At 67.8% G+C, this 22,212-nt stretch carries 22 protein-coding genes; 17 read left to right on the top strand and 5 right to left on the bottom strand.

Translation table 11 applies throughout. The features are described 5' to 3' along the window. Positions 1 to 229: 229 nt before the first annotated feature. Entirely contained in the window at positions 230 to 973 is a 744-nt protein-coding gene (locus MT490_RS11910) for an SDR family oxidoreductase (RefSeq protein WP_297387727.1), read from the bottom strand. Positions 974 to 1,100: 127 nt separating this feature from the next. Between MT490_RS11910 and MT490_RS11905 the strand changes: the two genes are divergently transcribed. From MT490_RS11905 to MT490_RS11840, 14 genes are all read left to right on the top strand, one after another. Beyond that, on the top strand, positions 1,101 to 1,406 hold the full coding sequence (locus MT490_RS11905) for a helix-turn-helix domain-containing protein (RefSeq protein ID WP_297387724.1): 306 nt from the start codon (positions 1,101 to 1,103) through the stop codon (positions 1,404 to 1,406). Positions 1,407 to 1,492: 86 nt separating this feature from the next. Next, on the top strand, positions 1,493 to 2,275 hold the full coding sequence (locus tag MT490_RS11900; RefSeq protein ID WP_297387721.1) for a succinate dehydrogenase iron-sulfur subunit: 783 nt from the start codon (positions 1,493 to 1,495) through the stop codon (positions 2,273 to 2,275). After that, positions 2,272 to 2,724, top strand: a complete 453-nt coding sequence (locus MT490_RS11895) for a PaaI family thioesterase (protein WP_297387718.1) — start codon at positions 2,272 to 2,274, stop codon at positions 2,722 to 2,724. Before MT490_RS11900 ends, MT490_RS11895 begins: the two co-directional genes overlap by 4 nt. Positions 2,725 to 2,860: 136 nt before the next feature. Next, the gene (gene zapE / locus MT490_RS11890) at positions 2,861 to 3,973 is read left to right on the top strand and encodes a cell division protein ZapE (protein ID WP_297387715.1); all 1,113 of its coding nucleotides are present in this window, start codon (positions 2,861 to 2,863) and stop codon (positions 3,971 to 3,973) included. Between the two features lie 159 nt (positions 3,974 to 4,132). Continuing rightward, positions 4,133 to 5,968: a glycoside hydrolase family 2 TIM barrel-domain containing protein gene (locus MT490_RS11885; protein ID WP_297387713.1), complete on the top strand. Its 1,836-nt coding sequence runs from the start codon at positions 4,133 to 4,135 to the stop codon at positions 5,966 to 5,968. Positions 5,969 to 6,138: 170 nt separating this feature from the next. Next, complete coding sequence (mdh, locus tag MT490_RS11880; protein ID WP_297387710.1) at positions 6,139 to 7,101, top strand: malate dehydrogenase; 963 nt, start codon at positions 6,139 to 6,141, stop codon at positions 7,099 to 7,101. Positions 7,102 to 7,181: 80 nt separating this feature from the next. Beyond that, a complete protein-coding gene (sucD, locus tag MT490_RS11875) occupies positions 7,182 to 8,066 on the top strand; it encodes a succinate--CoA ligase subunit alpha (RefSeq protein ID WP_297387707.1) in 885 nt (294 codons plus the stop codon). An 81-nt stretch (positions 8,067 to 8,147) separates the two neighbouring features. Beyond that, a complete protein-coding gene (locus tag MT490_RS11870) occupies positions 8,148 to 11,078 on the top strand; it encodes a 2-oxoglutarate dehydrogenase E1 component (RefSeq protein ID WP_297387704.1) in 2,931 nt (976 codons plus the stop codon). Positions 11,079 to 11,091: 13 nt separating this feature from the next. Further along, a complete protein-coding gene (gene odhB, locus MT490_RS11865; protein ID WP_297387701.1) occupies positions 11,092 to 12,303 on the top strand; it encodes a 2-oxoglutarate dehydrogenase complex dihydrolipoyllysine-residue succinyltransferase in 1,212 nt (403 codons plus the stop codon). A 10-nt stretch (positions 12,304 to 12,313) separates the two neighbouring features. Further along, positions 12,314 to 12,550 (top strand): DUF433 domain-containing protein, encoded by a 237-nt coding sequence (locus MT490_RS11860; RefSeq protein ID WP_297387699.1) that lies wholly within the window; start codon positions 12,314 to 12,316, stop codon positions 12,548 to 12,550. Between the two features lies 1 nt (position 12,551). Beyond that, positions 12,552 to 12,911 carry a DUF5615 family PIN-like protein gene (locus tag MT490_RS11855; protein ID WP_297387696.1) on the top strand — a complete coding sequence of 120 codons (360 nt, stop codon included), beginning with the start codon at positions 12,552 to 12,554 and terminating at the stop codon, positions 12,909 to 12,911. A gap of 8 nt (positions 12,912 to 12,919) precedes the next feature. After that, positions 12,920 to 14,314 (top strand): dihydrolipoyl dehydrogenase, encoded by a 1,395-nt coding sequence (lpdA, locus tag MT490_RS11850; protein ID WP_297387693.1) that lies wholly within the window; start codon positions 12,920 to 12,922, stop codon positions 14,312 to 14,314. Then, positions 14,314 to 14,772: a DUF2314 domain-containing protein gene (locus MT490_RS11845; protein ID WP_297387850.1), complete on the top strand. Its 459-nt coding sequence runs from the start codon at positions 14,314 to 14,316 to the stop codon at positions 14,770 to 14,772. The genes lpdA and MT490_RS11845 overlap by 1 nt, the downstream gene beginning before the upstream one ends. A gap of 65 nt (positions 14,773 to 14,837) precedes the next feature. Next, positions 14,838 to 16,172 carry a serine hydrolase gene (locus tag MT490_RS11840; RefSeq protein WP_297387691.1) on the top strand — a complete coding sequence of 445 codons (1,335 nt, stop codon included), beginning with the start codon at positions 14,838 to 14,840 and terminating at the stop codon, positions 16,170 to 16,172. A gap of 6 nt (positions 16,173 to 16,178) precedes the next feature. Here the strand turns inward: MT490_RS11840 and MT490_RS11835 are convergent, their stop codons facing one another. Beyond that, positions 16,179 to 16,847, bottom strand: coding sequence for a DUF1275 family protein (locus tag MT490_RS11835; protein WP_297387688.1), 669 nt, complete (start codon positions 16,845 to 16,847; stop codon positions 16,179 to 16,181). 78 nt (positions 16,848 to 16,925) lie between these two features. Here MT490_RS11835 and MT490_RS11830 point away from each other — a divergent pair, with 78 nt between their 5' ends. Next, entirely contained in the window at positions 16,926 to 17,558 is a 633-nt protein-coding gene (locus MT490_RS11830; protein WP_297387686.1) for a TRIC cation channel family protein, read from the top strand. 181 nt (positions 17,559 to 17,739) lie between these two features. Here MT490_RS11830 and MT490_RS11825 read toward each other — a convergent pair whose 3' ends face one another. The 3 genes from MT490_RS11825 to MT490_RS11815 all read right to left on the bottom strand — a co-directional run bounded on the left by MT490_RS11825 (position 17,740) and on the right by MT490_RS11815 (position 21,086). Then, positions 17,740 to 18,297, bottom strand: a complete 558-nt coding sequence (locus tag MT490_RS11825; protein WP_297387684.1) for a GNAT family N-acetyltransferase — start codon at positions 18,295 to 18,297, stop codon at positions 17,740 to 17,742. Further along, a complete protein-coding gene (gene sppA, locus MT490_RS11820) occupies positions 18,294 to 20,186 on the bottom strand; it encodes a signal peptide peptidase SppA (protein ID WP_297387682.1) in 1,893 nt (630 codons plus the stop codon). The genes MT490_RS11825 and sppA overlap by 4 nt, the downstream gene beginning before the upstream one ends. Positions 20,187 to 20,294: 108 nt before the next feature. After that, positions 20,295 to 21,086 carry a DUF2189 domain-containing protein gene (locus MT490_RS11815; protein WP_297387680.1) on the bottom strand — a complete coding sequence of 264 codons (792 nt, stop codon included), beginning with the start codon at positions 21,084 to 21,086 and terminating at the stop codon, positions 20,295 to 20,297. 311 nt (positions 21,087 to 21,397) lie between these two features. On the opposite strand from MT490_RS11815, the gene groES reads away from it, so the two are divergent. Continuing rightward, on the top strand, positions 21,398 to 21,685 hold the full coding sequence (groES, locus tag MT490_RS11810; protein WP_042484184.1) for a co-chaperone GroES: 288 nt from the start codon (positions 21,398 to 21,400) through the stop codon (positions 21,683 to 21,685). An 84-nt stretch (positions 21,686 to 21,769) separates the two neighbouring features. Continuing rightward, the coding region (locus tag MT490_RS11805; RefSeq protein WP_297387675.1) for a TCP-1/cpn60 chaperonin family protein at positions 21,770 to 22,212 on the top strand (443 nt) is incomplete at its 3' end.

Below are 22,212 nucleotides of genomic sequence, written 5' to 3'. Positions count from 1 at the left end.
CACGGCGACCTCGGTCTCGTGCCCAACGTGATCTAAGCCCGCCGCTCCACCCCCGTCACCCCCGCGAAAGCGGGGGATGGGCAGGTCGCCATGCGCCCCGCGCATGGCTAAGATTGCCGGGGGCAATCTTACCTGCCCATCTCCTGTCTCATCCACAAACGCACCGGTGGATCTTGTGGCTCGTGCGGGAGATGGGTCCCCGCTTTCGCGGGGATGACGAGTAAATAGATTAAGCCGTCGTGCCCCCGTCCACGTCGATCGTCGTACCGGTGATGTACGACGCATCCTCGCTGGCGAGGAAGGCGGCGAGCGCGGCCACCTCTTCGGCGCGGCCATAGCGCCCCAGCGGGATCGTCGGCAGCAGCGACGCGGCGAGATCGCCGTCGGCGGGGTTCATGTCGGTGTCGATCGGCCCCGGCTGGATCACGTTGACGAGGATGCCGCGCGGCGCGAGGTCGCGAGCCCAGCCGCGGGCGAGCCCCTGCACCGCCGACTTGCTCGCCGCATAGGTCGCCGCGCCGGGGAACATCGAGGCGTCGCCCATCACGCTGCCGGTGATGATGACGCGTCCGCCGTCGGCGAGATGCGGCACCGCCGCGACCGTCCCGGCGACCACGCCGTCGACATTGACCGCGAAGATCCGGCGGAAGCTGTCGACGCTCTCCTGGTCGACGCCGGTGAAGCCCGCGACGCCGGCATTGTGGACGAGGATGTCGATCCCGCCCAGATCGGCCGCCGCCTGGTCGACCGCGGCCTTCACCGCGGCGGGATCCGCGGCGTCGGCCTGCAGCGCCTTGCCCTTGACGCCCGCGGCGACGACCGCCGCGACGGTCGCCTCGGCGGCCTCGCGATTGCCGGCATAGGTGATCACGACATCGGCGCCCTCGGCGGCCAGCCGCTTCGCGATCGCCGCCCCGATCCCGCGCGATCCGCCGGTCACCAGCGCGCGCTTGCCCTGCAGTTTCTTCGACATTGCTCAATCTCCGATCCCCAGCCGATCGCTTCGCCGGCTGCCGGGACGAAGCGCAACTTGGGAAGCGACAAAGATATTTCAATATTACCGAACTATGGAAACGACGAAGCGTTTCTATATTCGCCCCATGGATCGCTTCGTGCACCCCGACCTCAAGGACGTCAGCCTCGCCGCGGCGCTGCACGCGCTCGCCGATCCGGTGCGGCTCGAGATCATCGCCAGGCTGGTCGCGAATCCCTGCCTCAATTCGGGCGCCTCCTGCCCCGGCAACACGCCGAAGAGCACGCTCTCGAATCACTTCAACGTGCTGCGCGCCGCCGGGCTGATCGAGACGACCGCCGAGGGCCGCGAGCGGATGAACCGCCTGCGCCGCGCCGATTTCGACGCGCGTTTTCCCGGGCTGCTCGACTCGGTTCTGGCCAACAAGCCCTGATCGCGCGCGCCTACGGGCTTGCGCTCGCCAAGCGAAAGGCATAGCCCGCGCAACCGAACGACCCGCGCGTAAGGACCTTTTCGGAAATGGCCGACTTCCGCCTGCCCAAGAACAGCCGCATCACCAAGGGCAAGGAGCACAAGGCCGACGCGTCCGCGAAGCGCGTCAAGAAGTTCAAGATCTACCGCTACGATCCCGACAGCGGCGCAAACCCGCGCTACGACAATTTCGAGGTCGATCTCGACGAGTGCGGCCCGATGGTCCTCGACGCGCTGATCAAGATCAAGTCCGAGCAGGATTCGACGCTCACCTTCCGCCGCTCATGCCGCGAGGGCATCTGCGGGTCCTGCTCGATGAACATGGACGGGCGCAACGGCCTCGCCTGCACCACCGCGATCGAGGACATCAAGGGCGACATCCGCATCACGCCGCTGCCGCACATGGACGTGATCAAGGACCTCGTCCCCGACTTCACCCATTTCTACGCGCAATATGCCTCGATCAAGCCGTGGCTGCAGACCGTCTCGACCACGCCCTCGGGCAAGGAGCGACTCCAGAGCCCCGAGCAGCGCGACAAGCTCGACGGCCTGTACGAGTGCATCCTCTGCGCCTGCTGCTCGACCTCGTGCCCGAGCTATTGGTGGAATTCGGACAAGTTCCTCGGCCCGGCGATCCTGCTCCAGGCCTATCGCTGGCTCGCCGACAGCCGCGACGAGATGACCGGCGAGCGGCTCGACCAGCTCGAGGATCCGTTCCGCCTCTATCGCTGCCACACGATCATGAACTGCGCGAACGTGTGCCCCAAGGGCCTCAACCCCGCCAAGGCGATCGCCGAGATCAAGAAGATGGAGGCCGAGCGGGCGCTTTGAGCGACTTCGCCGAGCAGCATTTCCGCTACGACGACGATCCCGACCTGCCGGGCTGGAAGCGCTGGCAGATCCTCGATTCGGGCCGCTTCAACAGCTTCATCGGCGCCTTGTCGGTCAAGCGCGAGGACAGGCTCGCGCGCGTGCGCACGACCTTCCGGCACGAACATTCGAACCTGCGCGACCATATCCATGGCGGCGCGCTCGCCGGCTTCATCGACATGGCGCTGTTCGCCGCAGGGCGCAGCTTCGGCGTGCTGAGCGGCCCCGCCTCGACGCTCGACATGTCGATCCAGTTCATCACCGGCGGCGCGATCGGCGTGCCGACCGAGGCGCATGTCGAACTGCTCCGCGAGACCGGCCGGCTGCTCTTCCTGCGCGGCGTGGTGGTGCAGGACGAGGTGATGGTCGCCAGCTTCCTCGGCACGATCCGGAAGCCTTCGGCCAAGTGATGCTCATTCCCTCTCTTCCGTCACCCCCGCGAAAGCGGGGGCCCATCTCCGAAACGCGCAGCGAAATACGCCCGCTGTGCTTTCGGATAGCCCACGAGATGGGCCCCCGCTTTCGCGGGGGTGACGCGAGAGGCAGATGACCAAGGTCCTCGCCCGCTATCGCGCGCTCGTCGCTGCGGGCGAGCTGCGCGCCGACCCCGAGCAGGAGGCGGCAGCCGAGCGGCTCGACCGGCTCGCCCGCGAGCTCGAGGAAGTGCCGCACAAAGGCAGCATCCTGTGGCGCGCGCTCCGCCGCAGGCCCGATCCGCCGCGCGGCGTGTACCTCTGGGGCGGCGTGGGCCGCGGCAAGTCGATGCTGATGGACCTGCTGTTCGACTGCGTCGACATCCGCCGCAAGCGCCGCGTCCATTTCCACGAATTCATGCTCGAGGTGCACGAGCGCCTCAATGCCGAGCGCAAGAAGAACAGTGCCGATCCCGTGGTCGCGGTTGCCGATGCGCTGTCCGAGGACATCCGCCTGCTCGCCTTCGACGAGATGGTGGTCAACAACCCCGCCGACGCGATGATCCTCTCGCGACTGTTCACCGAGATGATGGGCCACGGCCTCACCGTCGTCGCCACGTCGAACCGCCCGCCCAGGGACCTCTACAAGGACGGGCTCAACCGCGCGCTCTTCCTCCCCTTCATCGCGCTGATCGAGAACGGCATGGACGTGCTCGCGCTCAACGGCCCGGTCGACTATCGGCTCGATCGCCTCGGCAGCATGCAGACCTGGCTCGTTCCCAACGGCCCGGAGGCGACCGCCCAGCTCTCCGCCGCCTTCTTCCGCCTCACCGACTATCCGGTCGAGGATGCCGCGCGCGTTCCCTCCTGCGACCTGCCCGTGCAGGGCGGTCGCTCGATCCATGTTCCGCGATGCGTGAAGGGCGTCGCGGTGTTCTCGTTCAAGCGGCTGTGCGGCGAGGCGCGCGGCGCGCCCGACTATCTCGCCATCGCGCACCGCTTCCACACCGTGATCCTGGTCGGCATCCCCCGCTTGGGCCCCGAGAACCGCAACGAGGCCGCGCGCTTCGTCACCCTGGTCGACGCGCTCTACGAGAACCGCGTCAAACTGCTCGCCGCCGCCGACGCCCAGCCCGACGAGCTCTACATCGCCGGCGACGGCGCCTTCGAATTCGAGCGCACCGCCTCGCGGCTGCACGAAATGGCCTCCGACGAATATCTGGCCGAAGGGCATGGCGAGCATTAGGCTCGCACCCCTCTCCCTTGATGGGAGAGGGAGGGGCCCGCGCGCGAAGCGCGTGGGAGGGTGAGGGTGAGCTATCCCCGGGCGACGAGGCCCGTGGAGAGCTCACCCCCACCCAACCCTCCCCCATCAAGGGGGAGGGCTAAGAAGGGGAGAAATTGCATGGTCCGAACATTCCTGCTCGCCCTCGCCCTCCTCCTCGCCCCACCCGCCTTCGCCCAGGCCGTGCTCACCGGCGCCGACATGCGCCCGTCGCACAGCCTCGACGGCGCGTGGCACTGGTCGGTCGATCCCTATCGCGACGGCAAGGCGGGCTTCCATGGCGGCCCTCCGGGCAGCAGCACCCAACGTTGGCAGGACAGCATCCAGGCCGAAGTCGCCGAGAAGAACCCGCGCGCTTTGTTCGAGTTCGACATGCAGCGCTCGCCGGTCGCGCATCTGCCCGGCGGCTGGATCGGCCACGCGCCGGAGATGCGCCATTACCAGGGCCTCGTCTGGTACCAGCGCAGCTTCGACACGCCGAAGCCCGCCCCCGGCACGCGCGCCTTCCTGCGCTTCGGCGCCGCCGACTATACCGCCGACGTCTATCTGAACGGCAAGCGCGTCGGTAGCCATGCCGGCGGCTTCACCCCCTTCGCCTTCGACGTGACCGAATTGCTGCGCGACGGCAGCAACCAGATCACCGTCGGCATGGATTCCGCGCGCAGCGACGACGACGTGCCCCCACCGGTCACCGACTGGGAGACCTATGGCGGCATCACCCGCTCGGTGACCCTGGTCACCGTCCCCGAGACCTTCGTCGACGATACCTGGATCCGCCTCGGCCGCGACGGGCGCATCCATGCCGATGTCCGGCTGTACGGCCGCGAGGCCGCGAACCGCGACGTGCGCGTCCGCATCCCCGCGCTCGGCCTCGCGCTTTCGGGCCGGACCGGCGTGGACGGCCGATGGAGCGGCAGCGCGCCCGCGCCGCGCGCGCTCGCCCGCTGGTCGCCCGAGACGCCCACGCTCTACGACGTCCGGATCGAATCGGGCACCGACGCCCTCCAGGACCGGATCGGCTTCCGCACGGTCGAGGTCCGCGGCACGCAGATCCTGCTCAACGGCAAGCCCGTCTTCCTGCGCGGCATCTCGATGCACGAGGAGGAGCTCGGCCGGAACCCGGTGCGCGCGATCACCCCCGCGGCCGCCCGCGCGCTGCTCACCGAGATCAAGCAAGGCCTGAACGGCAACTTCGTCCGCCTCGCCCACTACCCCCACAGCGAGGTCATGACGCGCATGGCCGACGAGCTCGGTCTGATCGTGTGGAGCGAGGTCCCGGTCTATTGGCGCGTCAACTGGGACAATCCGGCGACGCTCGCCGCCGCGCGCCAGCAGCTCCGCGAGAACATCCTTCGCGATCGCAACCGCGCCTCGATCGCCTTGTGGAGCGTCGCCAACGAGACACCTGTCGGCGACGCGCGCAACGCCTTCCTCCGCACGCTGATCGGCGACGTCCGCGCGATCGACGACAGCCGGCTGGTCACCGCCGCCCTGCTCAGCAAGCGCGAAGGCAAGGTGATGACCATCGACGATCCGCTCGTCGCCGATCTCGATGTCATGGCGATCAACACCTATAACGGCTGGTATTCGCAGGATCCGCTGCCCGAGCTGCCGGGCTTCGAGTGGCGTTCGCCCGCGGCCAAGCCGCTGATCTTCTCCGAATTCGGCGCCGATGCCCAGGTGGGCTATCACGATGCCGCCACCGATCCGCACAAGTTCAGCGAGGAATTCCAGGCCGAATATTACCGCCAGACGCTGGCCATGGCCGCCAAGGTGCCCTTCCTCGCCGGCATGAGCCCGTGGATCCTCAAGGATTTCCGTTCGCCGCGGCGCCAGCATCCGGTCTTCCAGCAGGGCTGGAACCGCAAGGGGCTGATCTCGGAAACCGGCGCGCGCAAACAGGCGTTCTACGTGCTCGCGGAGGAATATCGCCGCCGCGCCGGGTCGCGCCGCTGACCCGCGATGGCGCGCGCCCGCCTTATTGCACTTGCGAATTAGTTGCAAAGATAATCCGGAACTACAGCGATTCCCGGGTTGCGACCCTCCTATCATAGGTCTAAGCCGCCCGCGTTTCAGGGGCGCCACAGCTGCGTCTGCGGTTGCTTGACTAGCGCTAAGGAGATTCCATGGCTCGCAAGAAGATCGCGCTGATCGGCGCCGGCAATATCGGCGGCACGCTCGCGCACCTCGCCGCACTCAAGGGCCTGGGCGACATCGTCCTGTTCGACGTGGTCGAAGGCGTGCCCCAGGGCAAGGCGCTCGATCTCAGCCAGTGCGGCCCGGTCGAGGGCTTCGACGCGAAGATCACCGGCTCGAACGACTATGCCGACATCGCGGGCGCCGACGTGATCATCGTCACCGCCGGCATCGCCCGCAAGCCGGGCATGAGCCGTGACGACCTGCTCGGCATCAATTTGAAGGTGATGAAGGCCGTCGGCGAAGGCATCGCCGCCAACGCTCCCGACGCCTTCGTGATCTGCATCACCAACCCGCTCGACGCGATGGTCTGGGCGCTGCGCGAATTCTCGGGCCTCCCGCACCAGAAGGTCGTCGGCATGGCCGGCGTGCTGGACTCGGCGCGCTTCAGCCACTTCCTCGCCGAGGAGTTCCAGGTCTCGGTCAAGGACGTCAACTCCTTCGTGCTCGGCGGCCATGGCGACACGATGGTCCCGGTCCTCGAATATTCGACCGTCTCGGGCATCCCGGTCAGCGACCTGATCGCGATGGGCTTCTCGACCAAGGAGCGTATCGACGCGATCGTCCAGCGCACCCGCTCGGGCGGCGGCGAGATCGTCGGCCTGCTCAAGACCGGCTCGGCCTTCTATGCGCCGGCTACTTCGGCGATCGCGATGGCCGAGAGCTACCTCTACGACAAGAAGCGCGTCCTGCCCGCCGCGGCGCACCTGACCGGCCAGTACGGCGTCGACGATCTCTATGTCGGCGTGCCGATCATCATCGGCAAGGACGGCGTCGAGAAGGTGATCGAGATCAGCCTGACCGACGAAGCCAAGGCCAACCTCACGGTCTCGGTCGACGCGGTCAAGGAACTGCTCGTCGCCTGCAAGGGCATCGACAGCAGCCTGAACTAAGCACCCACCGTCACCCCGGCGAAAGTCGGGGTCTCGTGCGACACGGTCCCGCCTCGCCGGGATGACGAAAGAGAGACCCAATGAGCATCCTCGTCGACAAGAACACCAAGGTCATCACCCAGGGCATGACCGGCGAGACCGGCAGCTTCCACACCAAGGCGGCGCTGGAATACGGCACGCAGATGGTCGGCGGCGTCACGCCGGGCAAGGGTGGGAGCGAGCATCTCGGCCTGCCGGTGTTCGACACCGTCGCGGAGGCCAAGTCGAAGACCGGCGCCGACGCATCGGTGATCTACGTGCCGCCGCCCTTCGCCGCGGATTCGATCCTCGAGGCGATCGACGCCGAGATCCCGCTGATCGTCGCGATCACCGAGGGCATTCCGGTGCTCGACATGGTCCGCGTCAAGCGCGCGCTGACCGGCTCGAAGTCGCGCCTTATCGGCCCGAACTGCCCCGGCGTGCTCACTCCAGGGGAGTGCAAGATCGGCATCATGCCCGGCAGCATCTTCTCCAAGGGTTCGGTGGGCGTTGTAAGCCGTTCGGGTACGCTTACCTATGAAGCCGTGTTCCAGACCACCAATGCCGGGCTCGGCCAGACCACCGCGGTCGGCATCGGCGGCGATCCGGTCAACGGCACCAACTTCATCGACGTGCTCGAGCTGTTCCTCGCCGACGAGGCGACCCAGTCGATCATCATGATCGGCGAGATCGGCGGCGACGCCGAGGAGCAGGCCGCGCAGTTCCTGATCGACGAGGCCAAGCGCGGCCGCAAGAAGCCGATGGCCGGCTTCATCGCGGGCCGCACCGCGCCTCCGGGGCGCCGCATGGGCCATGCCGGCGCGATCGTCTCGGGCGGCAAGGGCGACGCCGAGAGCAAGATCGCGGCGATGGAAGCCGCCGGCATCCGCGTCTCGCCGAGCCCGTCCGAGCTCGGCTCGACGCTGGTCGAGGTGTTGAAGGGCTAAATACTAGGCCGTCATCCCGGCGAGAGCCGGGATCGCGTGCCGCATGAGATCCCGGCGTGCGCCGGGATGACGAGGTGTAGAATGGGCTACGAAGGCCTGGATTTCGAGCAGATCGCCGGCGGGGTGAGCCCCGCCTTCATCGAGACGCTGTACCGCCGCTACAAGGCCGACCCGAACGCGGTCGAATCCGGCTGGCGCCAGTTCTTCGAAGGCCTCGACAATACTGCCTCCGGCCCGAGCTGGGCCAATCCGCGCTGGCCGCTGAGCGAAACCGATGCGCTCACCGCCGCGCTCGATCCCACCCAGATGGAGCCCGCGCCCAAGCCCGCCAAGGGCGGCGCGCCCGCGCCCAAGGCCGCTCCGGCGGCGTCGGAAACCGACATCGTCAAGGCCGCGGCCGATTCGATCCGCGCGATGCTGCTGATCCGCACCTATCGCGTTCGCGGCCATCTCGCCGCCAGCCTCGATCCGCTCGGCCTCGTCCGGCACGAGCTGCCTGCCGACATGACGCCCGAATATCACGGCTTCAGCGGCGCCGACCTCGATCGCCCGATCTATCTCGGCGGCGTGCTCGGCCTCGAAAAGGCGACCGTGCGCGAGATCGTCGCGATCCTGCAGGCCAATTACTGCGGCAATGTCGGCCTCGAATATATGCACATCGCCGATGTCGAGGAGCGCCGCTTCCTCCAGGAGCGGATGGAGGGCAAGGACAAGGCCATCCAGTTCACCCCCGACGGCAAGAAGGCGATCCTCTCCAAGGTGATCGAGGCCGAGCAGTGGGAACGCTTCTGCGGCAAGAAGTTCGTCGGCACCAAGCGCTTCGGGCTCGACGGCGGCGAGGCGATGATCCCCGCGCTCGAGGCGGTGATCAAATATGGCGGCCAGCTCGGCGTGCGCGAGATCGTCTACGGCATGGCGCATCGCGGCCGCCTGAACGTGCTCGCCAACGTCATGGCCAAGCCGTTCCGCGTGATCTTCCACGAATTCGGCGGCGGCTCGGCCAATCCCGACGATGTGGCCGGATCGGGCGACGTGAAATACCATCTCGGCACCAGCACCGACCGCGAATTCGACGGGATCAGCGTCCACATGTCGCTGGTCGCCAACCCCTCGCACCTCGAGGCGGTCGATCCGGTGGTGCTCGGCAAGGTCCGCGCGCTCCAGACGCTGCGCGGCGATCTCGCCGAGCATGAGCAGGTCCTTCCCGTCCTGATCCACGGCGACGCCGCGATGGCGGGCCAGGGCATCGTCTGGGAGTGCCTCGGCTTCTCGGGCATCCGCGGCTACAATACCGGCGGCTGCATCCATTTCGTCATCAACAACCAGATCGGCTTCACGACGAGCCCGCAATTCGCGCGCTCCTCGCCTTATCCGTCGGACGTCGCCAAGGGCGTCCAGGCGCCGATCCTCCACGTCAACGGCGACGATCCCGAGGCGGTGACCTTCGCCTGCAAGGTCGCGATCGAGTTCCGCCAGAAGTTCAAGCGCGACGTCGTGATCGACATGTGGTGCTATCGCCGCTTCGGCCACAACGAAGGCGACGAGCCGAGCTTCACCCAGCCCTTGATGTACGCCAAGATCAGGCAGCATCCGCCGGTGAGCGAGGTCTATGCCAAGCGCCTCGCCGCCGAGGGCGTGGCCGACCAGGGCTTCGTCGACGAGAAGACCGCCCAGTTCACCACCCTGCTCGAAGGCGAGTTCGACGCCGGCAAGTCGTACCTGCCCAACAAGGCCGACTGGTTCGCCGGCCGCTGGTCGGGCCTCGGCGCCCCCGCCGATCCCGAGACCGCGCGGCGCAGCGTCGATACCGGCATCGAGAAGAAGCTGTTCGACAGCCTCGGCCGCACGCTGACCGAGGCCCCCGAGGGTCTCGAGATCCACAAGACGCTCGGCCGCGTGCTCGACGCCAAGCGCGAGATGTTCAAGTCGGGCGAGAATTTCGACTGGGCGACCGGCGAGGCGCTGGCGTTCGGCTCCTTGCTCTCCGAAGGCTTCGGCGTCCGCCTCTCGGGCCAGGACTCCGGTCGCGGCACCTTCAGCCAACGCCACGCCGTCTGGGTCGACCAGAAGGACGAGCACAAATACGTGCCGCTCCAGACCATCCCGCACGGCAGCTTCGAAGTGCTCGACAGCCCGCTGTCCGAGTACGGCGTGCTCGGCTTCGAGTACGGCTATGCCTCGGCCGATCCGAAGGCGCTGGTGCTCTGGGAGGCGCAGTTCGGCGATTTCGTCAACGGCGCGCAGATCATGATCGACCAGTTCATCGCATCGGGCGAGGCCAAGTGGCTGCGCGCCAACGGGCTCGTGATGCTGCTCCCGCACGGCTATGAAGGCCAGGGCCCTGAGCACAGCTCGGCGCGCCCCGAGCGCTTCCTCCAGCTCTGCGCGCAGGACAATATGCAGGTGGTCAACATCACCACCCCGGCGAACTACTTCCACCTGCTGCGCCGCCAGATGCACCGCAACTTCCGCAAGCCGCTGGTGCAGATGACCCCCAAGTCGCTGCTCCGCCACAAGATGGCGGTGTCGAAGACCGAGGACTTCCTGGGCGACACGCACTTCAAGCGCATCCTCTCGGACCCCAACGCGCCGGCGGATGCCGACGTGAAGCGCCTCGTATTGTGCACCGGCAAGGTCGCCTACGACCTGATCGAGGCGCGCGACGCGGCGGGCGACAAGAACACCGCGATCGTCCGGATCGAGCAGCTCTATCCTTTCCCGGGCGAGCCGCTCACCGCGCGCCTCAAGCGCATGGCCAACCTCGAGGAAGTGGTCTGGGCGCAGGAAGAGCCGAAGAACAACGGCTATTGGTTCTTCGTCGAGCCCTTCATCGAGCAGTGCCTGATCGATGCCGGCGTCAAGCCGCAGCGCCCGCGCTATGCCGGCCGCGCCGCGGCGGCATCGCCCGCCACCGGCCTGATGAAGCGCCACACCGCCGAGCAGGGGGCGCTCGTCGCCGAAGCGCTCGGTCACAGCGTCCGCGAAGAGATTCGCCGGACGCGGAAATCCTAACGAGGTAGAGAAGATGGCAGACGTTAAGGTCCCGGTCCTCGGCGAATCGATCACCGAAGCGACGCTCGGCGAGTGGCTCAAGAACCCGGGCGACCCGGTCAAGCTCGACGAGCCGATCGCCAGCCTCGAGACCGACAAGGTCTCGGTCGAGGTCCCCTCGCCCGTCGCGGGCGTGATGGGCGACCAGCTGGTCAAGGTCGGCGACACCGTCGCGGTCGACGCGGTGATCGCCACCGTCACCGAGGGCGGCGCCGCTGCGGCAGCGCCCAGCCCCGCGCCTGCCGCCGCCGAGCCGGCACCGGCGCCTGCCGCTGCCCCGGCCGCCGCCGCGAGCGATGCGGCCGCCGCGCTTTCGCCATCGGTGCGCCGCGCGGTGCTCGAGACCGGCGTCGATCCCTCGACCGTGCAGGGCACCGGCAAGGACGGCCGCCTGACCAAGGACGACGTGATCGCCGCCGCCAGCAACAAGCCCGCCGCCGCGCCTGCCGCGACCCCGGCGCCCGCCGCTGCAGCCTCTGCCGGCGGCCGCAAGGAAGAGCGCGTCCGCATGACGCGCCTGCGCCAGACCGTCGCCAAGCGCCTCAAGGAAGCGCAGAACACCGCCGCCATGCTGACGACGTTCAACGACGTCGACATGACCGAAGTCATCGCCGCGCGCACCAAGTACAAGGACCTGTTCGAGAAGAAGCACGGCGTCCGCCTGGGCTTCATGGGCTTCTTCGTGAAGGCCGCCGTCCAGGCGCTCCGCGACATCCCCTCGGTCAACGCCTCGATCGAGGGCGACGAGATCGTCTATCACGATTATGCCGACATCTCGGTCGCGGTCTCCGCGCCGCAGGGGCTCGTCGTGCCCGTGATCCGCGACGCGCAGGACCTGTCGGTCGCCGGCATCGAGAAGACGATCGGCGATTTCGGCAAGCGCGCCAAGGAAGGCACGCTCAAGATGGAGGAGATGAAGGGCGGCACCTTCACCATCTCCAACGGCGGCGTGTTCGGCTCGCTGATGTCGACTCCGATCATCAACCCGCCCCAGTCGGCAGTGCTCGGCCTCCACCGCATCGAGGACCGCCCGGTCGTCCGCGACGGCCAGGTCGTCGTCCGCCCGATGATGTACCTCGCGCTGTCCTACGATCACCGCCTGATCGACGGCCGCGAGGCAGTGACGTTCCTCGTCGCGTTGAAGAATGCTATCGAGGATCCGACGAGGCTGCTGATCGATCTGTGAGGAGCGTGCGATGGACTGGCGCGATCATATCGAAACCAAGCCCGGCGTGATGGGCGGGCGGCCCGTCATCCGCGACACCCGCGTCACGGTTGAGATACTGCTCGAATGGTTGGCCGCCGGTTGGTCGGAAGAGGAGATATTGCGCAATTATCCGCGCGTGACCGCCGCCGATCTGCGCGCCGTCCATGCTTTCGCCCGCGATATCATTGCCGACGGCCTCTATTCGCTAGAACCTCGCGCAGCCTGAAGTGCGCTTCCTGCTCGATGAGAATGTGCCGTTCGACTTGTTCGATGCGCTATGCGAGCGCAGGCACGAAGTCGAGCATGTCGCCCGCATCGCCGCCCGCGCGGATGATATCGATATCCTAGCCCGCGCTGTCGCCGACTGTGCGATCTTGCTAACCTTCGACAGTGACTTCGGCCGCCTTATCTTCTACGAGCAGCGCGCTGCTCCGCCGGGCGTGGTCTATCTGCAGTCGCACTCCACCGGCGTGGCGCAAACTGTGGCGATGTTCCTCCGAATCCTGGATGAGGGCGATCTCGACATTTCCAACCAATTCATTGTTATCGATCAGCACGGTGCTCTTCGCGTGCTGCCGCTCAGATAAGGTGTGACATGGCTGAATACGACTTCGACGTCCTCGTGATCGGCTCAGGCCCCGGTGGCTATGTCGCCGCGATCCGCGCCGCGCAGCTCGGTTTGCGCACCGGCTGCGTCGAGAGCCGCGAGACGCTGGGCGGCACGTGCCTCAACGTCGGCTGCATCCCGTCCAAGGCTTTGCTCAACGCCTCCGAGCTGTTCCACGAAGCCGCCTCGGGCGCGCTCGCCAAGCACGGCGTCAAGCTGGGCAGCGTCGAGCTCGACCTGCCCGCGATGATGGCCGACAAGGACAAGGCCGTGAAGGGCCTGACCGGCGGCATCGAGTTCCTGTTCAAGAAGAACAAGGTCGAGTGGGTGAAGGGCCTCGGCACCTTCGTCGACGCGCACACCGTCCAGGTCGGCGAGCGCAAGGTCACCGCGAAGAACGTGGTCATCGCCACCGGCTCGTCGGTCACCCCGCTTCCCGGCGTCGCAATCGACCAGAAGGTCGTCGTCGACTCGACCGGCGCGATCGCGCTCGAGAAGGTCCCCGAGCATCTCGTCGTGATCGGCGGCGGCGTGATCGGGCTCGAGCTCGGCTCGGTCTGGCAGCGCCTCGGCGCCAAGGTCACCGTGGTCGAATTCCTCGACCAGTTGCTCCCCGGCATGGACGGCGAGGTCCGCAAGGAAGCCGCCAAGATCTTCAAGAAGCAGGGCATGGAGATCAAGCTCTCCACCAAGGTCACTGGCGTCGCCGTCAATGGCGGCAAGGCGACCGTGACGGTTGAGCCCGCCGCGGGCGGCGCAGCCGAGACGATCGAGGCCGATGCCGTGCTCGTCTCGATCGGCCGCAAGCCCAACACCGACGGCCTCGGCCTCGACAAGATCGGTCTCGCCACCAACCAGCGCGGCCAGATCGAGACCGACCATAGCTTCCGCACCACGGTCGACGGCGTCTGGGCAATCGGCGACGTCATCCCCGGCCCGATGCTCGCGCACAAGGCCGAGGACGAAGGCATTGCGGTCGCCGAGAACATCGCCGGCCTCACCGGCATCGTGAACCACGACGTCATCCCGTCGGTGGTCTACACCCACCCCGAGATCGCCGGCGTCGGCCTGACCGAAGAGCAAGCCAAGGAGCGCGGCGAGGTCAAGGTCGGCAAGTTCCCGATGGCGGGCAACAGCCGCGCCAAGGCGATCGACGACACGGTAGGCTGGGTGAAGGTCATCGCCGACGCCAAGACCGATCGCGTGCTCGGCGCGTGGATCATCACCTCGGTGGCGGGCACGATGATCGCGCAGGTCGCGCAGGCGATGGAATTCGGCGCGACGTCCGAGGACATCGCGTACACCTGCCACGCCCATCCCACGCATAGCGAGGCGATCAAGGAAGCCGCGATGGGCGTGCTGGGCAAGCCGATCCACATTTGATGGTCAGGCTCGGCGCGGCGCTGCTGTTGCTCGCCGCGCCGCTGCCGGCGCCCGCCCAGGACGCCACGATCGGCGTCGCCGAGAACGATCCCGAGATGCGCGCCGCGGTCGCCAAGGCGCGCGCGGGGTTGCCGGTCTTCTTCGGCCACGCCACCGCGCCCTCGCCCGGCGAAGGCGGCTTCCTGATCAAGTTCGACCTGATCCCAGAGGCCCCGGCCGAGTTCGCCTGGGCCGAGATCGTCTCGCACCAGGGCGATGTCAGCATCGCCCGCCTCGCCAACGCCCCGCGCGACCCGCGCTTCGCCAAGGGCCAGCAGGTCACGGTCCGCGACGGCCAGGTCATCGACTGGGCCTATTGGCGCGACGGCACGATGCAGGGCGGCGCGACGATGCGCGTGCTGATATCGCGGATGAAGCCGGAAGAGGCCCGCGCTATGCTGGACAGGTTCGGCTGGTAGCGGCTGGACTTGCGATCATCTCCCGAGTGTTATACTAACATAACACACATAGTGGGAGGGATCACATGCACCGCTTCGCCGTCAGCCTGCTCGCGCTCAGCCTCGCCGCCACGCCCGCGCTGGCGCAGGATCCGGGCCGGATGCAGCAGGTGATCGCCGCCGATGCCGACAAGGGCGAGTTCATGGGCGCGGTGCTGGTCGCGCGCGACGGGCAGGTGCTGCTCGACCGCGGCTATGGCTCGGCGAACCTCGAATGGAAGATCCCGAACGATGGCGACACCAAGTTCCGCCTCGGGTCGATCACCAAGCAGTTCACCGCCGCCGCGATCCTGCTGCTCCAGGAGCGCGGCAAGCTCAGCCTCGACGCGCCGATCAAGACCTATTTGCCCGATGCCCCCGCGGCCTGGGACAAGGTGACGGTGCGCCACCTGCTCAGCCACACCAGCGGCATTCCCAGCTTCACCAGTTTCGACGATTATTCGAAGAGCCGGCCGCTTCCCGCAACGCTCGACAGCCTGACCGCGCGCTTCCGCGACAAGCCGCTCGATTTCCAGCCCGGCGAGAAGTTCGCTTATTCCAACTCCGGCTACATCCTCCTCACCACGATCGTCGAGAAGGCGAGCGGCCAGCCTTATGCGGCGTTCGTCACCGACAACATCTTCAAGCCGCTCGGCATGGCCGACAGCGGTTATGACAGTCACGCCGCCGTTCTACCTCGTCGCGCATCGGGCTATACGCCGTCGCCGCGCGGCGTGATCAACACCGACTATATCGATATGACGATCCCGCAGGGTGCGGGCGCGCTCTATTCGACGACGCACGACCTGCTCAAATGGAACGCCGGCCTGTTCGGCGGAAAGCTGCTCAAGCCGGAATCGCTCAAGGCGATGACCACGCCGGTGAAGGACAAATACGCCCTCGGCCTGTTCGTCGCCAACGTCGACGGCGCGACGATGATCAACCATGGCGGCGGGATCGAGGGCTTCAACACCTGGCTCGGCTATGATCCCGATCGCAAGCTGACCGTCGTGGTGCTCGGCAACCTCAACAGCGGCGCACCGGACCGGCTCGGCAAGTCGCTGATGACGCTCGCGCGCGGCGGCAACGTGGTGCTGCCCGCCGAGCGCCGGGCGATCACGGTGCCGGCCGCAAAGCTCCGCGAATATGAAGGCACCTACGAACTGAGCCCGACCTTCGCGGTCACCATGAAGGTCGAGGGCGGCAAACTGACGACGCAGGCCACCGGCCAGGACGCGTTCGAGCTGTTCGCGGAGAAGCCCGACCAGTTCTTCCTCAAGGTGGCCGACGCGCAGGTGAGCTTCACGCGCGACGCCGGTGGCAAGGTGACCGGGCTGGTCCTCCACCAGCACGGGCGCGACATGCCGGCGAAACGGAAATAGTCCGCCTCAGGTGGCCGGGCGCGGCTGGGGCCGCGTCGCCCCGGTCAGCCGCGCGATCGCCAGGGTCAGCACCGCCGCGATCAGCGCGGCGAGCCACAGCGCGTCCCAGCCCCAGCGCAGCTGGCTCGCCGCGCCCGAGACCACACCCGCAACGAAGCCCAGCCACAGAGCCAGATAGGGGATCCAGCCCCAGCGGTCCTGGTCCCCCATCAGCGCGCCCGCGAGCTTCTGGCCGATCCGCACCAGCGATCCAGTCATGTAGGTCAGCCCGATCGTCACTTCGCCGTCGCGGTTGAACACGCCGTTCTCGGTGCCCATCGCCGCGGCGAGCAGGACGAGCACCAGCGGCCCCGGCATCACGGTCGCGACGATCGCGGCGAGCGTCAGCAGCGCGGTGACCACCGCCATCACCGCCGCCTTGCGCCGCGCCCCCGCCGCGCGGACGATCACGCTCGACACGATCACGCCGCTGACGAAGCTCAGGATCAGGCCGCCGGCAGTCAGCGCGTCGCCGCCCAATCCCTGCCCGAGCCCGACGCCGAGCCGGGTCGAGTTGCCGCTCATGAACGAGGCGAAGAAGCCGCCCAGGCTGGTGAAGGCGAGCGCGTCGACGAAGCCGGCGAGCGCCGCCAGGCAGACGGCGACTGCGATCAACGGCGATTCAGTCCGGTGCATGACGCTCTAATGCCGCAGCGCATCGCGCGCCGCCACCCCGCGTTTGACCTGCCCGCGCCGACAGGAGAGAAAGCCGCCATGCAAGCCCAGGTCGCAGCGCATATCGGTCCCATCCTCCCCTGGCTCGATCTGTGCGGGATCGCCGTGTTCGCCGCCACCGGCGCGCTCTCGGCGACGCGGCGCGGGCTGACCTTCGTCACGGTGGCCTTCTTCGCGCTGATCACCGGCGTCGGCGGCGGCACGGTGCGCGACCTGCTGATCGGCGCGCCGGTCTTCTGGGTCCATGACGCGACGGTCGCGGCTTTGATCCTGGCGGTCGCGGTGGCGGTGTGGCTGACCCCGCAGCGCTGGTGGAGCGACCGGACGTTCGATTGGCTCGATGCCTTCGGGCTCGCCGCCTACGCCGCGTTCGGCGCGGCCAAGGCGCTCGGCTGGGGCATCCCGCCCGTCCCCGCGGCGCTGATGGGCATCATGACCGCCTGCGTCGGTGGCATCATCCGCGACGTGCTGGTCGGCGAGCCGTCGATCCTCATGCGTCCCGAGCTCTACGTCACCGCCGCCGCGCTCGCTTCCACGGTCTATGTCGGGCTTGCGCTTGCCGGGCTCACCCCGCTCGCCGCCGGCCTGATCGCCGCCGCCGCCGGCTTCGCGCTCCGGGCAGCTGCGATCGTCTGGAAGATCCACCTGCCGGCCTATCGCGGAAGGCGCTGATTGATTTCACGCGGAGGCGCGGAGGCGCAGAGAGCGCAGAGACAGCCTGGCGCGGCCGTCGTTCACTGCGTCGGAGGGGCGGGAACTTTCTGCCGCTTCGCGGCAATAAAATTCTCTGCGTCCTCTGCGCCTCTGCGCGAACCTCTTCTCTTCGCGCCTCCGCGCCTCCGCGTGAGAAAAACTAAGGCCGCACGACCCCCACGTCGCTGAACTTCCTCGGCTCCACCGGCGGCACGGCCGGCTCGTTGAGCTGGCATTGCCAGAAGCCGACGTCGATCCACTGGCCGTGCTTGAAGCCCACCTCGCGGTAGACGCCCGTTCGGCGGAACCCCACCGCCTCGTGCAGCTTGATCGAGCGATCGTTGGGCAAGGTGATCGCGCCTATCGCATGGACGAAGCCCTGCGCACGCAGCGTGGTGACCAAAGCGGCGTAGAGCAGCCGCCCCACCCCCGAGCCGCTCGACGCGTCGGTCAGATAGATCGAGGTCTCGCAGACGTAGCGATAGGCGGGCCGGTCGCGGAACTTGCCGGCATAGGCATAGCCGATCACTCCGCCCTCTTCGCCGTTGGTCGCGACCATCCACGGATAGAGCCCCTCGCTCGCCGCCATCCGCGCGCGCATCGCCCGCGCGTCGGGCGGGTCGATCTCGAACGAGGCGGTGCCGGTCAGCACGTGCGGCGCATAGATCGCGGCGATCGCGGCGGCGTCGGCGGGCTCTGCGGCGCGGATCGCGATCACAGGCCGATCCTCGCGAGCAACAGGTCGATCAACTTGCGGTCCTCCGTGCGGGTGTTGGGCGGGGCCAGCGCCATGCATTCGAGGCAGCGCGCCTGCACCGAACCGCCCAGCGCCAGCCGCCGCGCGTCGCCCAGCGCCTGGCCGAGCAAAGCGCGGCGCTCGGCGGCGATGCGGCCGTACAGGTCGGTGCCCGCGGGCTGGTCCGCCCATTCCTCGTCGTCATCGTCCCCGCCCGCCAGCGAGGCGAGGAACTGCATCCATCCGCTCGGCTGCTTCTCGAGATAGACGGCGTGCACCTTCGCGGGATCGAGCTTCGCCCGCCGCGCCGCCTCGGCGACCGCCGCGTCGATCCCGCCGAACCGGTCGACCAGCTTCAGCTGGTGCGCCACTCCGCCGACCCAGACCCGGCCCTGCCCGATCTCGTCGACGCGCTGCGGCGTCAGCTTCCGCGACTGGGCGACGAGCCCGATGAAGCGCGCATAGCCGCTCTCGATCGCCGCCTGCAGGATCCGGTCGGTGACCGGGTTGATCCCGCCGAAGACGTCGGGCTGGCCGGAGAGCGGCGTGGTCCGCACCCCGTCGCTGGTCACACCGATCTTGGCGAGGCTGTTCTCGAACGAGGGCAGCACTCCGAAGATGCCGATCGACCCGGTGATCGTGCTCGGCTCGGCGAAGATCGCGTCGCCCGCGGTCGACACCCAATAGCCGCCGCTCGCCGCCAGGCTGCCCATCGAGACCACCACCGGCAGCCCCTGCGCCTTGGCCTGGAGCACCGCCTGGCGGATCTGCTCGGACGCCATCGCCGATCCGCCCGGCGAATCGACGCGCACCACCAAAGCCTTCAACTTCTTCTCGGCGAGCCCCTTGAGCAGCAGCCCGCTCACCGTGTCGCCGCCCGCGCTCCCCGCCCCGGCCTTGCCGTCGACGATCTCGCCCGCGACGGTGATCACCCCGATCGAATCGCCCCCCGTCGGCGCTGGGTTGGCGGCGATCCAGTCGCCGAGCTTGATCGACTTGAAGCTGCCCGCGGGCTTGCCGCCCGGCGCGCCGACGATCTCCGCGACGCGCCTGCCGAAGGCGAGCCGGTCGCCGACCTTGTCGACCAGCCCGTAGGAAAGGTTCGCGGCGGCGATGTCGCCCCGGGCGCTGGCCACGACTTCGTCGGGCTTGGCGAGATAGTCGGCGATCCGCGCCTTGGGCCGCGCCTTGGCCACGCCCTCGCGCCACTGCGCGAAGAGCGCGCCGTACAGCGCGTCATTGGCCTCGCGCGCCTCGGGCGACATGTCGGTGCGGATATAGGGCTCGACCGCCGACTTGAACTTGCCGACCTTGTAGACGTGCGCGTTGACGCCGAGCTTGTCCATCAGCCCCTTGTAATAGAGCTGCGTGCCGCCCGGCCCCGCGAAGAGCGTCCCGCCCAGCGGATTGACCCAGATCTCGCTGGCATTGGCGGCGAGCGCATAGCTGTCGTCGCTATAGCCGGTCGCATAGGCCAGCACCTGCTTGCCGCTCGCGCGCACCCGGCCCACGGCATCGGCGACCTCGGAAATCGCCGCCGGATAGCCGCCCATGAAGCGATCGAGATCGAGCACCACCGCCTTGACCCGCCCGTCGGTCCGCGCCGTGTCGAGCGCGCGCAGCACGTCGCGCAGGCGATGCTGCTTGGTCACCTCGCCGCCGCTGAGCCGCGCGAAGGGATCGGCCTCCTCGGGCTGCTCGACAAGCGTCCCGTCCAGCGCCACCACCAATGCGCCGTCGCTCACCGCCGCCTTGTTGGGCTTGTAGGAAAGCACCGCGAACAGGCCCGCGAAGAACAGGAGCATCAGGACGAGGACGAGAAAATCCTTGATCCCGACGAGTATCTTCCAGGCGCCCCGAACCAGCTTCACGTCTGCCGCTCCATCAATTGCGCTCTCCTGCTACCGGATGGCAGGGAGCGAGTAAACGGCCCGTGTATTATTCATCCAATACAGGCAGGGCGCCCGGCGCGGCGCGGATCAGCGCACCACGAGCTTGGTGTAGAGGTGCCAGGTCGCATAGCCGAGCACCGGCAGCACCACCGCGAGTCCCACGAAGAAGGGGATCGATCCGACCACCAGCAATGCCGCGACGATCACGCCCCAGCGCAGCATCACGCCCCGGTTGGCGTTGACCGCCAGCCGCGACGTATGGACCGCGACGCGCGCGTCGACATCCTTGTCGACCAGCATCGGCATCGCCACCACGCTCACCGTCAGCACCGCCGCGGCGAAGAGCAGGCCGGCGAGGTTGCCGAGCACGATCAACGCCCAGCCCTCGGGCGTGGTGAACAGCCGAGTCGCGAACGCGCTCAGGCTCTCGGGCGGCGCGATCCCCATCAGCGCCACATAAAGTCCCGCGGCGACGGTCAGCCAGGCGAAGAACATCACGAGCAGCAGCCCCGCGACGACCATGAACGAATCGAACGAGGGGCGCTTGATGACGTCGAGAAAGTGCGACCAGTCCGATTCGAGCCCCTGCTCGCGGCGGCGCGCCAACTCGTAGAAGCCGGCGGCGGCGGCGGGGCCGAGCAGACCGACGCCCGCGGCGAGCGGGAAGAAGAGATGGGCGAGCGAGCCTTGCAACGCGACCGCCGCCGCGGCGAAGCCCACCATCGGATAGATGATCCCGACGAAGATCAGGTCGCCGCGATGCTCGAGGAAATCGGCCCAGCCCTGGCGAAGCGCGTCGCGCAGGTCGGCGGCGGTGATGGTACGGACGTCATACGCCTCCGCGGGGCGTTCCACAGGTTCGACACGAGCGACAGTCATGACGCGCTCCTCGATGTCCCCGGCAGGCGCGATCATACGCCCCTTCCCCCCGCCCGGCAACGCAGGCCGCCGTGGTGGATTCCCGCCGCGGCGCGGGCGCCGGCGAAACCGATACCGACGAGACCTTCCCCACCGTCGGCGCGGCAATCCAACGGCTCCCCGCAACCCGGGGTTGATCCGCGGCGGCGGCATCAAATATTTGCGCCGCGCCCGTTGACGAATCCGGCGCCGCTTCGCATATCCCGCCGCGTTAGCACTCACCTCATATGAGTGCTAAAACCTGTTCAACCCTGACAAAGGATCGCAGCGCAATGAACTTCCGTCCGTTGCACGACCGCGTGCTCGTCCGCCGCGTCGAAGCCGAGGAAAAGACCGCCGGCGGGATCATCATCCCCGACACCGCCAAGGAAAAGCCGCAGGAAGGCGAAGTCGTCGCCGCCGGTTCGGGCGCCAAGGCCGAGGACGGCAAGGTGACGCCGCTCGACGTCAAGGCCGGCGACCGCATCCTGTTCGGCAAGTGGTCGGGCACCGAGGTCAAGGTCAATGGTGAGGACCTCCTCATCATGAAGGAATCCGACATCCTCGGGATCATCGGCTGAAGCCCGCCGGGTCCCTGCCCGGGACTCGCGCGATGGCAATAGTCAACTTCGTCAACCGGTCATCAATTCGAAAGGTCAGCCAACATGGCAGCCAAGGACGTTAAATTCAGCCGCGACGCACGCGAACGCATCCTGCGCGGCGTCGATATCCTCGCCGACGCGGTCAAGGTCACGCTGGGGCCGAAGGGCCGCAACGTCGTGATCGACAAGTCGTTCGGTGCGCCCCGCATCACCAAGGACGGCGTCACCGTCGCCAAGGAAATCGAACTCAAGGACAAGTTCGAGAACATGGGCGCGCAGATGATCCGCGAAGTCGCGTCGAAGACCAACGACCTCGCCGGTGACGGCACCACCACCGCCACCGTGCTCGCCCAGGCGATCGTCCGCGAGGGCATGAAGTCGGTCGCGGCCGGCATGAACCCGATGGACCTGAAGCGCGGCATCGACCTCGCGGTCACCAAGGTCGTCGAGGACATCAAGTCGCGCTCGAAGCCGGTCTCCGGCTCGAACGAGATCGCCCAGGTCGG

The sequence above is a fragment of the Sphingomonas sp. genome (genome assembly GCF_026460985.1).
Lineage (GTDB): Bacteria > Pseudomonadota > Alphaproteobacteria > Sphingomonadales > Sphingomonadaceae > Sphingomonas.
This window is presented reverse-complemented; position numbering and strand designations above follow the sequence as displayed.

Excerpts from the sequence above, each read along its gene's own strand:
- MT490_RS11910 (WP_297387727.1), bottom strand. The coding sequence starts at position 973 with ATGTCGAAGAAACTGCAGGGCAAGCGCGCGCTGGTGACCGGCGGATCG.
- MT490_RS11905 (WP_297387724.1), top strand. The coding sequence starts at position 1,101 with ATGGATCGCTTCGTGCACCCCGACCTCAAGGACGTCAGCCTCGCCGCG.
- MT490_RS11900 (WP_297387721.1), top strand. The coding sequence starts at position 1,493 with ATGGCCGACTTCCGCCTGCCCAAGAACAGCCGCATCACCAAGGGCAAG.
- zapE (WP_297387715.1), top strand. The coding sequence starts at position 2,861 with ATGACCAAGGTCCTCGCCCGCTATCGCGCGCTCGTCGCTGCGGGCGAG.
- MT490_RS11885 (WP_297387713.1), top strand. The coding sequence starts at position 4,133 with ATGGTCCGAACATTCCTGCTCGCCCTCGCCCTCCTCCTCGCCCCACCC.
- mdh (WP_297387710.1), top strand. The coding sequence starts at position 6,139 with ATGGCTCGCAAGAAGATCGCGCTGATCGGCGCCGGCAATATCGGCGGC.
- sucD (WP_297387707.1), top strand. The coding sequence starts at position 7,182 with ATGAGCATCCTCGTCGACAAGAACACCAAGGTCATCACCCAGGGCATG.
- MT490_RS11870 (WP_297387704.1), top strand. The coding sequence starts at position 8,148 with ATGGGCTACGAAGGCCTGGATTTCGAGCAGATCGCCGGCGGGGTGAGC.
- odhB (WP_297387701.1), top strand. The coding sequence starts at position 11,092 with ATGGCAGACGTTAAGGTCCCGGTCCTCGGCGAATCGATCACCGAAGCG.
- MT490_RS11860 (WP_297387699.1), top strand. The coding sequence starts at position 12,314 with ATGGACTGGCGCGATCATATCGAAACCAAGCCCGGCGTGATGGGCGGG.
- lpdA (WP_297387693.1), top strand. The coding sequence starts at position 12,920 with ATGGCTGAATACGACTTCGACGTCCTCGTGATCGGCTCAGGCCCCGGT.
- MT490_RS11845 (WP_297387850.1), top strand. The coding sequence starts at position 14,314 with ATGGTCAGGCTCGGCGCGGCGCTGCTGTTGCTCGCCGCGCCGCTGCCG.
- MT490_RS11840 (WP_297387691.1), top strand. The coding sequence starts at position 14,838 with ATGCACCGCTTCGCCGTCAGCCTGCTCGCGCTCAGCCTCGCCGCCACG.
- MT490_RS11835 (WP_297387688.1), bottom strand. The coding sequence starts at position 16,847 with ATGCACCGGACTGAATCGCCGTTGATCGCAGTCGCCGTCTGCCTGGCG.
- MT490_RS11830 (WP_297387686.1), top strand. The coding sequence starts at position 16,926 with ATGCAAGCCCAGGTCGCAGCGCATATCGGTCCCATCCTCCCCTGGCTC.
- MT490_RS11815 (WP_297387680.1), bottom strand. The coding sequence starts at position 21,086 with ATGACTGTCGCTCGTGTCGAACCTGTGGAACGCCCCGCGGAGGCGTAT.
- groES (WP_042484184.1), top strand. The coding sequence starts at position 21,398 with ATGAACTTCCGTCCGTTGCACGACCGCGTGCTCGTCCGCCGCGTCGAA.